14 protein-coding genes and 1 pseudogene are annotated in these 12,844 nt (G+C 58.1%); 4 read left to right on the top strand and 11 right to left on the bottom strand.

Annotation, left to right across the window (positions count from 1 at the left end):
- Nucleotides 1-146: 146 nt before the first annotated feature.
- Entirely contained in the window at nucleotides 147-1,892 is a 1,746-nt protein-coding gene (gene dnaG, locus KOSB73_RS26670) for a DNA primase (RefSeq protein ID WP_004872393.1), read from the bottom strand.
- Between the two features lie 233 nt (nucleotides 1,893-2,125).
- Nucleotides 2,126-2,341, bottom strand: a complete 216-nt coding sequence (gene rpsU / locus KOSB73_RS26665) for a 30S ribosomal protein S21 (RefSeq protein ID WP_001144069.1) — start codon at nucleotides 2,339-2,341, stop codon at nucleotides 2,126-2,128.
- 237 nt (nucleotides 2,342-2,578) lie between these two features.
- Here rpsU and tsaD point away from each other — a divergent pair, with 237 nt between their 5' ends.
- Nucleotides 2,579-3,592, top strand: a complete 1,014-nt coding sequence (tsaD, locus tag KOSB73_RS26655) for a tRNA (adenosine(37)-N6)-threonylcarbamoyltransferase complex transferase subunit TsaD (RefSeq protein ID WP_004872392.1) — start codon at nucleotides 2,579-2,581, stop codon at nucleotides 3,590-3,592.
- A gap of 46 nt (nucleotides 3,593-3,638) precedes the next feature.
- Here tsaD and KOSB73_RS26650 read toward each other — a convergent pair whose 3' ends face one another.
- The 8 genes from KOSB73_RS26650 to KOSB73_RS26615 form a co-directional block, all read right to left on the bottom strand.
- Nucleotides 3,639-5,246, bottom strand: a complete 1,608-nt coding sequence (locus tag KOSB73_RS26650) for a purine-cytosine permease family protein (protein WP_024358693.1) — start codon at nucleotides 5,244-5,246, stop codon at nucleotides 3,639-3,641.
- 151 nt (nucleotides 5,247-5,397) lie between these two features.
- Complete coding sequence (gene ureG / locus KOSB73_RS26645; protein WP_004105899.1) at nucleotides 5,398-6,015, bottom strand: urease accessory protein UreG; 618 nt, start codon at nucleotides 6,013-6,015, stop codon at nucleotides 5,398-5,400.
- Between the two features lie 8 nt (nucleotides 6,016-6,023).
- Nucleotides 6,024-6,698 (bottom strand): urease accessory protein UreF, encoded by a 675-nt coding sequence (locus KOSB73_RS26640; RefSeq protein WP_024358692.1) that lies wholly within the window; start codon nucleotides 6,696-6,698, stop codon nucleotides 6,024-6,026.
- The gene (ureE, locus tag KOSB73_RS26635) at nucleotides 6,699-7,169 is read right to left on the bottom strand and encodes an urease accessory protein UreE (protein WP_049089051.1); all 471 of its coding nucleotides are present in this window, start codon (nucleotides 7,167-7,169) and stop codon (nucleotides 6,699-6,701) included.
- Between the two features lie 9 nt (nucleotides 7,170-7,178).
- A complete protein-coding gene (ureC, locus tag KOSB73_RS26630; protein WP_024358691.1) occupies nucleotides 7,179-8,882 on the bottom strand; it encodes an urease subunit alpha in 1,704 nt (567 codons plus the stop codon).
- Nucleotides 8,875-9,195, bottom strand: a complete 321-nt coding sequence (locus tag KOSB73_RS26625; protein WP_004135711.1) for an urease subunit beta — start codon at nucleotides 9,193-9,195, stop codon at nucleotides 8,875-8,877. Before KOSB73_RS26625 ends, ureC begins: the two co-directional genes overlap by 8 nt.
- 9 nt (nucleotides 9,196-9,204) lie before the next feature.
- Nucleotides 9,205-9,507 (bottom strand): urease subunit gamma, encoded by a 303-nt coding sequence (locus KOSB73_RS26620; RefSeq protein ID WP_004125356.1) that lies wholly within the window; start codon nucleotides 9,505-9,507, stop codon nucleotides 9,205-9,207.
- A 9-nt stretch (nucleotides 9,508-9,516) separates the two neighbouring features.
- Nucleotides 9,517-10,341, bottom strand: coding sequence for an urease accessory protein UreD (locus KOSB73_RS26615; RefSeq protein ID WP_024358690.1), 825 nt, complete (start codon nucleotides 10,339-10,341; stop codon nucleotides 9,517-9,519).
- Here KOSB73_RS26615 and KOSB73_RS31260 point away from each other — a divergent pair.
- Nucleotides 10,331-10,414: pseudogene (locus tag KOSB73_RS31260) on the top strand (short-chain dehydrogenase); the annotation flags it as partial. The gene KOSB73_RS26615 and the pseudogene KOSB73_RS31260 sit on opposite strands and share 11 nt — an antisense overlap.
- A gap of 185 nt (nucleotides 10,415-10,599) precedes the next feature.
- Here the strand turns inward: KOSB73_RS31260 and plsY are convergent.
- Nucleotides 10,600-11,220, bottom strand: coding sequence for a glycerol-3-phosphate 1-O-acyltransferase PlsY (gene plsY, locus KOSB73_RS26605; protein WP_004125351.1), 621 nt, complete (start codon nucleotides 11,218-11,220; stop codon nucleotides 10,600-10,602).
- A gap of 212 nt (nucleotides 11,221-11,432) precedes the next feature.
- On the opposite strand from plsY, the gene folB reads away from it, so the two are divergent.
- Together folB and bacA are read left to right on the top strand one after the other, a co-directional pair.
- On the top strand, nucleotides 11,433-11,816 hold the full coding sequence (folB, locus tag KOSB73_RS26600) for a bifunctional dihydroneopterin aldolase/7,8-dihydroneopterin epimerase (protein ID WP_004135716.1): 384 nt from the start codon (nucleotides 11,433-11,435) through the stop codon (nucleotides 11,814-11,816).
- Nucleotides 11,817-12,019: 203 nt separating this feature from the next.
- Nucleotides 12,020-12,841 carry an undecaprenyl-diphosphate phosphatase gene (gene bacA / locus KOSB73_RS26595; RefSeq protein WP_004135718.1) on the top strand — a complete coding sequence of 274 codons (822 nt, stop codon included), beginning with the start codon at nucleotides 12,020-12,022 and terminating at the stop codon, nucleotides 12,839-12,841.
- Nucleotides 12,842-12,844 lie beyond the last annotated feature (3 nt).

Raw genomic sequence — 12,844 nt, 5'->3', positions numbered from 1 at the left:
TTCGGCAGTTAAGCCGTTAAATACGTCATCCTTCAAGTTGTCTTAGCGTTAGCTGCGTTCCTTCATCCTGGTCATGGATTTATGTTTCCTTCCAGGAGTTCGTTCTCTTGCTGCCTTGATACAACTTGAATGATTTAATCTTTCGCTTATTTTTTGGCCAGTTCCTGGCTGATAGTCCAGAGCTCCCGGCGTTCTTCACTGCTTAAACCGTGCGTGCGGTCGCGAGCTATCAACTCTTCTTGCCGCAGTTCCAGCAGTGAATCAAACATATGGTTGAGCGAGTCGGTGAAGGTTTTTTCAGCAATATCCTTATCTGCTATATCGTCCCACATCGACAGTTTTTCAAGGGTTGCGGCTTCATTTGTGCCGCGATACTGCTCTAAAAGCAGTCCGGTAGTCAGGCCCGGCTGTGCTAAACAGGTTTTAACCAGTTCGTTGAACAAACCAAGCCCGGGCATTTTACGCGGGTCCAGCCCTTCGAGAGGCGGTACCAGCGGGGCCAGGTCCGGGTTTTGTACCAGTAGTCCTATCAGTATACGCATGGTCGTGCGTTTTAGCTGCGGAGCAGGGCGCTGGATGCCATTTTCAGACTGTTTTGGCATTAAACGTTCAAGCTGCGCATCGTCTAAAATCCCCAGCTTATTGCCTAACTCCTGACGCAGATAAATGCGCAGCGTTTCGCCCGGTACCTGAGTTATTAGCGGCAAGGCTAACGTACTCAGCTGCGCGCGTCCGTCCGGGGTGCTCAAATCCACCTGCGGTAGCAGGCTGTTGAACAAAAACGTGGAGAGCGGCTGAGCCTGCTCCATCCGCGCTTCAAATGCGGCTTTCCCCTCTTTGCGCACCAGCGTATCCGGATCTTCGCCATCCGGCAGAAACATAAAGCGTAGCTGACGCCCGTCGGTCATATACGGCAGCGCCGTTTCCAGCGCGCGCCAGGCGGCATCGCGGCCAGCCCGGTCGCCGTCGTAGCAGCAAACCACCTGATTGGTGACCCGGAACAACAGCTGAATATGGTCAGCGGTCGTCGACGTTCCTAACGACGCAACGGCATAGTTGATGCCGAATTGCGCCAGCGCCACCACGTCCATATAGCCTTCGACCACCAGCAGGCGGGACGGTTCAGCGTTGTCCTGCTGCGCTTCATAAAGACCGTACAGCTGGCGGCCTTTATGGAAAATATCGGTCTCCGGGGAGTTCAGGTACTTCGGCAGGGCATCACCCAGCACGCGACCACCAAAACCAATCACCCGGCCTCGCTTATCGCGGATGGGGAACATCACCCGTTCGCGGAAGCGGTCGTAACTGCGCCCCTGATCGTTCGTGACCAGCATGCCTGCATCAATCAGCGACTGGCGATTTTCTTGATTACCGCCAAAACGTTTTAAAACGTTGTCCCAGCCGGGAGGGGCGTAGCCAATCGCAAAGCGCGTAATGACCTCACTGCTTAAGCCGCGTTTTTCCAGATACTGGCGCGCGGGGTCGGCGGCGGGTTGCATCAGAGACTGTTGATAAAACGTGTTCAGACCATCCATCAGCTGATAAAGATTTTGCCGCTGATGGCGCTCAATCTGGCTGGGCCCGCTACCTGCTTCATACGGCACGTCAAGATTATGCATGGCGGCCAGCTCTTCGACGGTTTCCACGAACTCGAGCTTGTCGTAGTTCATCAGGAAGTCGATAGCGTTGCCGTGCGCACCGCAGCCAAAGCAGTGGTAAAACTGTTTTTCACCATTGACGGTGAAAGAGGGGGTTTTTTCGTTATGGAACGGACAGCACGCGTGATAATTCTTGCCCTGCTTTTTCAGCTTTACCCGGGCATCGATCAGATCGACGATGTCGGTGCGCGCCAGCAGGTCATTGATAAATACTCGTGGGATTCGTCCAGCCATATGCCCCGTTTTATACACTTGAGCCTTCAGATTGCCTCTGCGTTGGCTAAGTTCGTTCACCCCTGCCACTTACTTGAGTAAGCGCCGGGACTCACTCCCTTGCTGCCAGAGTGCATCCTGAATGATGTCGTGTATATGCTAATGCATAAACGAAAATAAGCCGCGCATTCCTTTCGGAAGCACGGCCTTACAACTACAACTCGGTCTGAATTGAGAGCTATGCTCCCAACAGATTAGTACAGACGAGTGCGGCGTGCGTTTTCGCGAGCCAGTTTCTTCGCGTGACGTTTCACTGCTGAAGCTTTAGCGCGTTTACGTTCGGTAGTCGGTTTTTCATAGAACTCACGACGACGAACTTCCGCCAGAACACCTGCTTTTTCGCATGAACGTTTGAAGCGACGCAGCGCTACGTCGAACGGCTCGTTTTCACGTACTTTAATTACCGGCATGTAACTCTCACCTTTGATAAATTCGGTTTGCCGCTGGCATCAGCGCCAGCTTATTTCAAAATGGTGCGGAATTTTACTGCAATTGCTGCTGCTTTGTAAAGCACCGACGCGATTTTTGAAAGGGACTTTTATAAGGACAGGGAGTATACACGAAGTGAACGCCAGGGGTGAGGAAAGTTTTACATCAACCCGCATTGGTCCTACACTGCGCGGTATTGAAACGAGGTAAAACTAGCCATGCGTGTACTGGGAATTGAAACATCCTGCGATGAAACCGGCATCGCCATTTATGACGACGAAAAAGGTCTGTTAGCCAACCAGCTGTATAGTCAGGTGAAATTGCACGCTGACTACGGCGGCGTGGTGCCTGAGCTGGCCTCGCGCGACCACGTGCGTAAAACTGTCCCCCTGATTCAGGCGGCGCTCAAGGAAGCCGGGCTGACGGCAAAGGATATTGATGCCGTTGCGTATACGGCGGGCCCGGGTCTGGTTGGCGCGCTGCTGGTCGGCGCCACGGTTGGCCGATCGCTGGCGTTCGCCTGGAACGTTCCGGCGATCCCGGTACACCATATGGAAGGGCACCTGCTGGCGCCGATGCTGGAAGATAATCCGCCGCAGTATCCTTTTGTCGCGCTGCTGGTTTCCGGCGGTCATACCCAGCTGATCAGCGTCACCGGCATTGGCCAGTACGAGCTGTTAGGCGAGTCTATTGACGACGCGGCGGGCGAAGCCTTCGATAAGACGGCTAAACTGCTGGGGCTGGATTATCCCGGCGGCCCGATGCTGTCGAAGATGGCTTCTCAGGGCACCGAAGGGCGCTTTGTCTTCCCGCGACCGATGACCGACCGCCCCGGCCTGGATTTCAGCTTCTCTGGTCTGAAAACCTTTGCCGCGAACACCATCCGCAACAACGGCGATGACGACCAGACCCGCGCCGATATCGCCCGCGCGTTTGAAGACGCGGTCGTGGATACGCTGATGATTAAGTGCCGCCGCGCACTGGAGCAAACCGGCTTTAAACGGCTGGTGATGGCGGGGGGCGTCAGCGCTAACCGTACGCTGCGCGCGAAGCTGGCGGAAATGATGCAAAAGCGCGGCGGGGAAGTCTTCTATGCCCGTCCTGAATTTTGCACCGATAACGGCGCGATGATTGCCTATGCCGGGATGGTTCGTCTGCGCTCCGGGGCGAAAGCGGAGCTCGGCGTGACCGTTCGTCCGCGCTGGCCGCTGGCTGAACTCCCGGCGGCATAACGTCTTCTGTTTCACAGGCCGACGTCCTGTCGGCCTGCCTTCCTACTTATTCCATACTCTTACACAGCGAGCAAATCGCGCCCTGATGCTTGTGCGAATGCATTACGTCCGGACGTTCGTACTCCTCCCGGCAGCTCAGGCAGCGGTAAACGGTGGTCGACGCGTTGCCCTGCGCATCGTAGCGCGGCTCGGGGATCCCGTCATCGCGCTGTTTAATGTAATAGCGCCCGCGGGTGGTGATCCCCATGACCGGCGTCATTACGAAAGCCACCGCCAGCGCGATCAGCGGCGAGAACGGCGCCAGCGTTTCGCCCAACAGGCCGAAGAAGGCGCTAATCGACAGGCCTGCTGCGAGGGCAAAAGCCACCACGCCCACCGGGTTGACGTTATAGATCATCCCGCGACGATACTCCGGCTGCGCCGGGGCCAGCTTCAGCAGGCCTTTGTTGACGGTGATATCGGTGGCGACTACCACCACCCAGGCGATGGCAAAGTTGGAATAGAAGCCGAGGATCCACGCCAGAGCGCTGAACATGTCGCCTTCCATCAGGGCAAGGGCAATGGTCAGGTTGACGATGACGAAAATAATCCGCCCCGGGTAGCGCTTGGTGGTGCGCGTCCAGGCGCTGGTCCACGCCAGCGAGCCGGAATAGGCGTTGGTGACGTTAATTTTAATCTGCGAGATAACCACCAGTACCACCGCGAGGGTAAGCGCCAGCCAGCCGGGGACCAGGTTATCGAAGACGCTGACGAACTGCTGTACCGGCTCGGTGTTATGCACTGCCGGGAAGCGGGTCAGCAGATAGAAGCCGAGGAAAGCGCCGATAATCTGTTTAATCGCGCCTAACACGACCCAGCCCGGACCAGCGGAGAACACCGCCAGCCACCAGCTTTTGCTGTTTTCCGCGGTCTTCGGCGGCATAAAGCGCAGGTAGTCGATCTGCTCGCCAATCTGCATGATCAGCGACAGGCATACCCCCGCGCCGAGCATAATGGCGGTCAAGTCTACCGTTGCGGCGTTGTTTTTACCGGCGAAGTTCATAAACCCATCCACCAGATCCGGGTCTTTGGCGATAAGCCAGGCCACCGGAACCACCATCAGGACCAGCCACAGCGGCGTTGTCCAGACCTGAAGGCGAGTCAGCGCCTTCATGCCGTAGACCACCAGCGGCAATACCATCAGCGTGGCGATGAGGTAGCCCATCCACAGCGGGATCCCCAGGCCCACCAGCAGCCCCTGCGCCATGATCGAGCCTTCAAGCGCGAAGAAGATAAAGGTAAATCCGGCGAAGATAATGCTAGTGATCACCGAGCCAAAGTAGCCGAAACCGGCGCTGCGGGTGATCAGGTCGAGGTCGATGTTATAGCGCGCGGCGGTAATCGCCAGCGGGATACCGGTAAGAAAAATAACCAGCGCCGCCAGCAGGATCGCGTAAATCGCATTGGTGGTGCCCCACGCCATGCCGATGCTGGCACCGATAGAAAAGTCAGCCAGATAGGCGATGCCGCCTAAGGCGGTCACCGCCACAACCCCCGGTCCCCAGCGGCGAAAGCTCAGCGGAGCATAGCGAAGGGTATAATCTTCCAGCGTTTCTTTTGAGCCGGAGGCACTGGTTTGCGCAGGTAAATCAGTTTTTATATCCAGTGATGACATAGTCATTCCTTAATGGTTAGGCATGACTGGAATTAGCAAACCTTATGCCACATCGCAGGGCAGGCGCTATCAGGGCTTTATGAAGGGGATGGCTAAAGAGAGGGCGGGGCATGCACCATCCCGACACCTCTGCGCCGGGATGGTGCAGGGGTTACTTGCCGAGCATGCCTTTGTCTTCGATAAAGGCGATGATATTTTGCAGGCCGTCGCCGCTTTTCAGGTTGGTGAAGCTCCACGGGCGTTCGCCGCGCATGCGCAGGGTATCGCGCTCCATCACTTCCAGAGACGCGCCCACGTACGGTGCAAGATCGGTTTTATTGATCACCAGGAAGTCGGATTTGGTGATCCCCGGTCCGCCTTTGCGCGGGATCTTTTCCCCTTCCGCCACGTCGATGACGTAGATGGTGAGATCCGCCAGCTCCGGGCTGAAGGTGGCGCTCAGGTTATCGCCGCCGCTTTCCACAAAGATGAGATCGAGATTGCCGAATTTCTCGCTCAGCGCCTCCACCGCGGCAAGGTTCATTGACGCGTCTTCCCGAATGGCGGTATGCGGGCAGCCGCCGGTTTCGACGCCGACAATTCGTTCAGGCTCCAGGGCGCCAGCCTCGGTGAGAATGCGCTGATCTTCTTTGGTATAGATATCGTTGGTCACCACCGCCAGCTGCCAGGTGTCGCGCATGGCTTTGCAGAGGGCTTCCAGCAGCGCCGTTTTTCCGGAGCCGACCGGGCCGCCGACGCCGACGCGCAGCGGTTGCTTAATCATGTTCATACCTTCTCCTAAGAACGGAATAGTCGGGAATACTGGGTTTCGTGCCGGGCGGAAGCGATAGCCGCCAGCGGCGTCGCCGAACCGAGGGCGTCGTCCGGGGCGGCGAGGGCGCTGTCCATGTCCGCCGCGTAGCGGTCGCACAGGCGTAGAATCAACTGCTGGGCCGCCTGCTGGCCAAAGGGCACCAGCTTGACGCCCGCCATCACCGCGCTTTCAATCCAGCTATAGCCAAGGCTCAGGGCCAGGTCAGGAATGGCGATTTGCCAGCGTACGCCGAGCCACGCCATGCCAGTTAGCTGACTTTGCTGGCACAGCTTGCGCCACTCGGGCGGGCAGTCCGGCTGCCAGTCGGCCAGCAGCCGGGTGAAGGCCGCGCCGCGGTTGCGCTCTTCATCGCGCAGCTCGCGGGTTTCCCGGCAGGCGAGCAGGTAAGCGGTCCAGCGCCGGGCGCAGGCCAGATCGCCCGCTTCGCAGGCCCGGTAAAGCCGGGCGAACAGCGGCAGATCGACGGTAAAAAAGCTCTGCTCCATCTGCCGCAGCTGCCAGCGCTCAAAGGCGGCGGTATCCGCTACCCAGCCCGCTTCCACCGCCCACTCCAGCCCCTGGGACCAGCTGTAGCCGCCAACCGGGAGGCTGCTGCTGGCAAGCTGCATTAAGCGCAGACGTTTTTCCGGCGTCGGCATTTAGTGGCTGTGCTCATGATGGTGATGATGGTGATGCCCGTGCGATTCGCTGGCGTAGGCGCCGGCTTCCGGTTCAAACGGCAGATGCGCGAAATCCACGGCCAGACCAAACTGGCGCAGCATATCGTCCAGGACGTGATCGTGATGATAGCGCAGCTCGCCGGGCATAATTTGCAGCGGCACGTGGCGATTGCCAAGGTGATAGCAGGCCTTCGCCAGCACAAAGGGGTCATCGCAGCGTACGACCGAAACGGCTTCATCGGCGGCGATCACTTCGATGAACTCGCAGCCGTTTTCGTTGCTGAGAATATCGCCGCCGCGCAGCAGCAGGCCGCGCGGCAGCAGCAGGCCCGCCTGACGACCATCGTTAAGCGTGACTTTTATGCGGCTTTTTACCCGCACGTCAATCGGCAGGGTAACGCTGGCCGTGGCCTGCGCCGGGGTCTCCACCCGTTGGGTTAAATAAAGCATGTGCGCTCCTTAAAACAGGAAATAACGTTGCGCCATCGGTAGCACGTCCGCCGGTTCGCTGGTAATCAGTTCGCCGTCGATGCGCACCTCGTAGGTTTGCGAATCCACGGTAATATTGGGCAGCAGGCCGTTGTGGTGCATATCGGCTTTTTGTACCTCGCGGCAGCCTTTCACCACCGCCGTCGCGCTGTGCAGGTTCAGCCGTTCAGCGACGCCGTTTTCCGCCGCCGCCTGCGACAGGAAGGTCAAACGGCAGCGGTGACGGGCGCTGCCCAGCGCGCCGAACATCGGGCGATAGTGCACCGGCTGCGGCGTTGGGATAGAGGCGTTGATGTCGCCCATCGGCGCCATGGCGATCATGCCGCCTTTAACGATTGTCGCCGGTTTCACGCCGAAGAACGCCGGGGACCACAGCACCAGATCCGCCAGTTTACCGGCTTCAATCGAGCCGACTTCGTGGGCGATACCGTGGGTCAACGCCGGATTAATCGTGTATTTGGCGATATAGCGCTTTACGCGGAAGTTGTCGTTATCGCCGCTCTCTTCCGCCAGCGGGCCGCGCTGAACTTTCATCCGGTGCGCTACCTGCCAGGTACGTAACACCACTTCGCCGACGCGCCCCATCGCCTGCGAATCAGACGAGGTAAGGGAGAAGGCGCCGAGGTCGTGCAGGACGTCTTCCGCGGCGATGGTTTCCCGCCGAATGCGCGATTCGGCAAACGCCACGTCCTCGGCGATATCCGGATCGAGGTGATGGCAAACCATCAGCATATCCAGATGTTCGTCAATGGTGTTGACGGTATAGGGCAGCGTCGGGTTGGTCGACGACGGTAAAATATTGGGGTGCGCGCAGGCGGTAATAATATCCGGCGCATGGCCGCCGCCCGCGCCTTCGGTATGGAAAGTATGGATAGTGCGCCCGCCGATGGCCGCCAGGGTATCCTCAACGAATCCGGACTCATTGAGGGTGTCGCTGTGCAGCGCGACCTGCACGTCCATTTCGTCGGCCACGGTCAGCGCGCAGTCGATTGCCGCCGGGGTCGCGCCCCAGTCTTCGTGAATTTTCAGGCCGATAACCCCGGCCGCGACCTGCTCACGCAGCGCGTCGGGATTCGAGCCGTTGCCTTTACCCAGTAGGCCGATATTGACCGGCAGGCTGTCGGCGGCCTGCAGCATCCGCGAGATATACCACGGCCCTGGCGTACAGGTCGTGGCGTTGGTGCCCGCCGCCGGGCCGGTCCCGCCGCCGATCATGGTGGTGACGCCGGAGACCAGCGCCTCTTCCGCCTGCTGCGGGCAGATCCAGTGAATATGCGTATCGACGCCGCCGGCGGTGACGATCTTACCTTCCGCCGCAATAATTTCCGTGGCCGCGCCGATCGGGATCGTGACGTTGGGCTGAATATCCGGATTGCCGGCTTTGCCGATCGCGAAGATCCGTCCGTCTTTGACGCCAATATCGGCTTTGACGATCCCCCAGTAATCGACGATCAGGGCGTTGGTCAGCACCAGATCCACGCACCCGGCGGAAAGCATCTGTCCCTGCCCCATTCCGTCGCGGATCACTTTACCGCCGCCAAATTTGACCTCTTCGCCGTAGGTGGTCAAATCATCTTCGACCTCGATCCACAGCTCGGTGTCCGCCAGGCGAACTTTATCGCCGGTGGTAGGGCCGAACATGTCGGCATAGGCCTGACGTGAAATTTCACTCATCGTTTGCCTCCAGCGCGCCCATCACCTCGCCGCGAAAACCGTACACCGCACGGGTTCCGGCCAGCGCCACCAGCTCCACCTCGCGTTTTTGACCCGGCTCGAAGCGCACTGCGGTGCCGGCAGCGATATTCAGCCGATAGCCGGTCGCCTGCTGGCGATCGAACTTCAGCGCCGGGTTGACCTCGGCGAAGTGGTAATGCGAGCCGACCTGAATCGGCCGGTCGCCGTGATTTTCAACAATAATGCTGCAGGTTGCGCGGCCAGCGTTGAGGGCTATCTGTCCGGGCTTTATCTGATATTCTCCAGGGATCATCACGCTACCTCAGATTATCGGATTATGAACGGTGACCAGCTTCGAGCCGTCCGGGAAGGTGGCTTCGACCTGGATATCGGGGATCATTTCCGGCACGCCTTCCATGACCTGGTCACGGCTCAGGACGTGGCGTCCCTCTTCCATCAGCTCGGCGACGCTTTTGCCATCGCGCGCGCCTTCCATAATAAAGGCGCTAATCAGGGCCACGGATTCGGGATAGTTGAGCTTCAGGCCGCGGGCCAGGCGACGCTCCGCCACCAGTGCGGCGGTAAACAGCAACAGCTTGTCTTTTTCTCTGGGTGTCAGTTCCATAGCGTTCTCTTAAGTCAGCCAGATTCGGGGAAGTACCGGAGATTTGCCGGTCAGATGCGGGCGCATGAATTGCCAGATATCGCGCATCGCCCGCTGGCAAAGCAGATTATCATCGCTTAAAAAACGTACCGCTAGCAGGCCGTCGGTGAGCGTAGCGCCGGCGTAATTTGCCAGCGGCGTAAGCTTTTCGCGTACGCCTTCCAGCAGCGTTTCGTTCGCCGGGTAGAACAGCATCGTTCCCACCCACGGCTGCTGCGCGACGCAGGCCAGCTGTCCATCGGCCAGGCTCAGGCGCTCAATCAGCAGCGGAGAGCCGTCGACCCACACTTCCAGCCGATTGGCGAGCGCGCCGTGGCTAAAAGCTTCGCCGATAACCGGTCGGCCAAGGCACAGCAGGTCCCAGGCCAGCAGTGTGCTGGAGGCGGCGAGATGAAAGGCGGTAGACAAAGCGGCGTTGGCGCCGGGAAAGAAGATCGCGTCCTGCGGCAGCCACTCGAGCGTCGAGTTTTCGGCCAGCGTCAGGGTTTGCTGAAGCCGCGCCTGCGCGCCGCTGCTGCGATAAAACTTGCTGGCGCCGGGCATGGTGATCAGGGTATGGCAATCGGCATCAATGGTCGCGCTAATGGTGAGCTCATCGCCGCCGACGATGCCGCCGGGCGGATGAAGCAGATAGAGGTGGCAGGTCTCTGCTTCGGGATAAAACGGGCGCTGAACGGTGAGGGGACCGACATGGCGACGGGAGGCGAGCGTGGTTTTCCCGCCGAGAAATTGAAACTGGAGGTCCAGCGTGGCCTGCCAGCCTTTTTTATTCTGTGCTAACACGGTGCCGTGCAATGTCGCGCCCCTGCAAAATCAAGATAAAACAGCAGCGAAGAGTATTGATCGGGGGGCAATCATCCCGATCATATGAAAAGCTTATGCCCGTCATACTTCGAGCCGCAGCGGCGTTGGCTACGGGCTACTCGGCCCATCCATGGGCCTCGCCCTGGCGGGCCGTCGCAAGCGACGTTCAAATCTGCTCCCGGCAGATTTGTCGCTCGCCCGAATCACTGACTGGAGTAAGCTCATTGCCGCCTTGCGGCGAAGCAAAGGTTATTTCTGCTCCGGCGCTTTTTTCTTCTTTTTGAAACGAGACCAGATTCGGGTTTCCTGACGACGCCACAAACGCTGAATGTTGTCATGATGGCGCAGCAGGATCAGGCACGACAGCATCGAAACGGGGAAAGTGTACTGCGGTTTGAACCACCAGACATAGAAGGGCGCAATCAGCGCGCTCACGATGGCCCCAAGAGAGGAGTAGCCGCTGAGCAGAATCGTCAGCAGCCAGGTTCCGGCCATTACGCCGGTAAGATCCCAGCCGATTGGGGCAATGGCGCCGAAGGCGGTCGCCACGCCTTTACCACCGCGGAAGTTAAAAAATACCGGCCAGATATGGCCCACGCAGGCGGCAATCGCCACCAGACCGAGCCAGAACGGGGTCAGGCCTAGCGCCCACGCGCCCCAGACCGGCAGCATGCCTTTCAGCACATCAAAAATCAGTACCGCTACGGCTGCGCCTTTGCCGCCAATTCGCAGGACGTTCGTCGCCCCAGGATTGCCGGAGCCGCTGTCGCGAGGGTCAGGAAGGCCAGCGAGGCGGCAAACGAGAATGGCGCTGGAGATTGAGCCGCAGAGGTAGGCGAGGATAACCAGTCCAGGCGCGATTGCACTCATCAGCTGTTCCATTTAGAAAGAGTTGGTTTATCCCCAGCGCTGTCGGCGCGTTGGCCCGCCCGGACGCATCGCAACGCCGTGCGCCTGGAGCCTTGCCGCGTCGCGGTCTTACTGCAACGCAAATTATTTAGGGGATGTCTTTGCATCTGTGGATAATACGCATAATTGGTCAGAAGTGGTATCCGGTTTAGTCAAAAAGCAGGCGGGTCGTGATGGATATTGTATTTATAGAGCAACTTTCGGTAATCACCACAATTGGTGTTTACGACTGGGAACAAACCATCGAACAGAAGCTGGTGTTCGATATCGAAATGGCGTGGGATAACCGCAAAGCGGCGGCCAGCGATGATGTCAGCGATTGCCTCAGCTATGCTGATATCAGCGAGCTGGTGATCAACCACGTTGAGGGAGCGCGCTTTGCGCTGGTGGAGCGCGTGGCGGAAGAGATCGCCGACCTGCTGCTGGAAAAGTTTCAATCGCCATGGGTACGTATTAAAGTCAGCAAGCCCGGCGCGGTAGCGCGAGCGGCCAACGTTGGCGTCATTATTGAACGTGGCCTTAATCTGAAACAAAACTTTTCAGGTCATACTCGTTAAACAAAGCGTGTTTATACCGGTCATAGAATCCGGCTATAAGGCTATGCTATTTGCCGTTTTGTTCCTGAACAGCGCTCGAAATCCTTGCGTACAACCTGTACGCTCAGTTTTCTGCGCGCTGTCTGTGGCCAAATAAGCACGCCTGATAGCTCGGTTCTTCGTTCCTGGTTTTTTTCATTTTACTTTTTAAAGGGTTTAATTGGATGAGCGATATACACTCGCTGCTGATAGCGGCAATATTGGGTGTGGTTGAGGGTTTGACAGAGTTTTTACCTGTCTCCAGTACTGGTCATATGATTATTGTCGGTCATCTGCTGGGTTTTGAAGGCGATACCGCAAATACTTTTGAAGTAGTGATTCAGCTTGGTTCCATTCTGGCCGTTGTGGTGATGTTCTGGCGCCGTCTGTTTGGCCTTATCGGCATTCATTTTGGTAAAAAGCCCGAACATGAAGGCCAGGGCAGCGGTCGCCTGTCGCTTATTCATATTCTCTTGGGGATGGTCCCGGCGGTGGTGCTGGGGCTAATTTTCCACGATACCATCAAGTCGCTGTTTAACCCGATTAACGTGATGTATGCGCTGATTGTGGGCGGCGTGCTGCTGATCGCGGCGGAAGTGCTGAAGCCAAAACAGCCGCGCGCGGTGGGCATTGATGATATGACCTATCGTCAGGCGTTCGTCATCGGCTGCTTCCAGTGTCTGGCGCTATGGCCGGGCTTCTCGCGTTCCGGAGCGACGATTTCCGGCGGGATGCTGATGGGTGTAAGCCGCTATGCGGCCTCTGAGTTCTCGTTCCTGCTGGCGGTGCCGATGATGATGGGCGCAACCGTACTGGATATGTACAAGAGCATTGGGTTCCTCAACGCCAGCGATATTCCGATGTTTGCCGTCGGTTTTGTCACGGCGTTTATCGTTGCGCTGATTGCGATTAAAACCTTCCTGCAGCTGATTAAACGTATTTCGTTTATCCCGTTCGCCATTTACCGCTTTATCGTCGCGGCAGCGGTCTACGTGGTCTTCTTCTAAGCG

Source organism: Klebsiella grimontii (genome assembly GCF_900200035.1).
Classification (GTDB): domain Bacteria; phylum Pseudomonadota; class Gammaproteobacteria; order Enterobacterales; family Enterobacteriaceae; genus Klebsiella; species Klebsiella grimontii.
Note: the sequence above shows the minus strand (reverse complement) of the source record. Positions and strands in the feature narration are given on the sequence as shown.

Excerpts from the sequence above, each read along its gene's own strand:
- folB (WP_004135716.1), top strand. The coding sequence starts at position 11,433 with ATGGATATTGTATTTATAGAGCAACTTTCGGTAATCACCACAATTGGT.
- bacA (WP_004135718.1), top strand. The coding sequence starts at position 12,020 with ATGAGCGATATACACTCGCTGCTGATAGCGGCAATATTGGGTGTGGTT.
- dnaG (WP_004872393.1), bottom strand. The coding sequence starts at position 1,892 with ATGGCTGGACGAATCCCACGAGTATTTATCAATGACCTGCTGGCGCGC.
- ureC (WP_024358691.1), bottom strand. The coding sequence starts at position 8,882 with ATGAGTGAAATTTCACGTCAGGCCTATGCCGACATGTTCGGCCCTACC.
- KOSB73_RS26625 (WP_004135711.1), bottom strand. The coding sequence starts at position 9,195 with ATGATCCCTGGAGAATATCAGATAAAGCCCGGACAGATAGCCCTCAAC.
- plsY (WP_004125351.1), bottom strand. The coding sequence starts at position 11,220 with ATGAGTGCAATCGCGCCTGGACTGGTTATCCTCGCCTACCTCTGCGGC.
- KOSB73_RS26620 (WP_004125356.1), bottom strand. The coding sequence starts at position 9,507 with ATGGAACTGACACCCAGAGAAAAAGACAAGCTGTTGCTGTTTACCGCC.
- KOSB73_RS26640 (WP_024358692.1), bottom strand. The coding sequence starts at position 6,698 with ATGCCGACGCCGGAAAAACGTCTGCGCTTAATGCAGCTTGCCAGCAGC.
- rpsU (WP_001144069.1), bottom strand. The coding sequence starts at position 2,341 with ATGCCGGTAATTAAAGTACGTGAAAACGAGCCGTTCGACGTAGCGCTG.
- tsaD (WP_004872392.1), top strand. The coding sequence starts at position 2,579 with ATGCGTGTACTGGGAATTGAAACATCCTGCGATGAAACCGGCATCGCC.
- KOSB73_RS26650 (WP_024358693.1), bottom strand. The coding sequence starts at position 5,246 with ATGTCATCACTGGATATAAAAACTGATTTACCTGCGCAAACCAGTGCC.
- ureG (WP_004105899.1), bottom strand. The coding sequence starts at position 6,015 with ATGAACATGATTAAGCAACCGCTGCGCGTCGGCGTCGGCGGCCCGGTC.
- ureE (WP_049089051.1), bottom strand. The coding sequence starts at position 7,169 with ATGCTTTATTTAACCCAACGGGTGGAGACCCCGGCGCAGGCCACGGCC.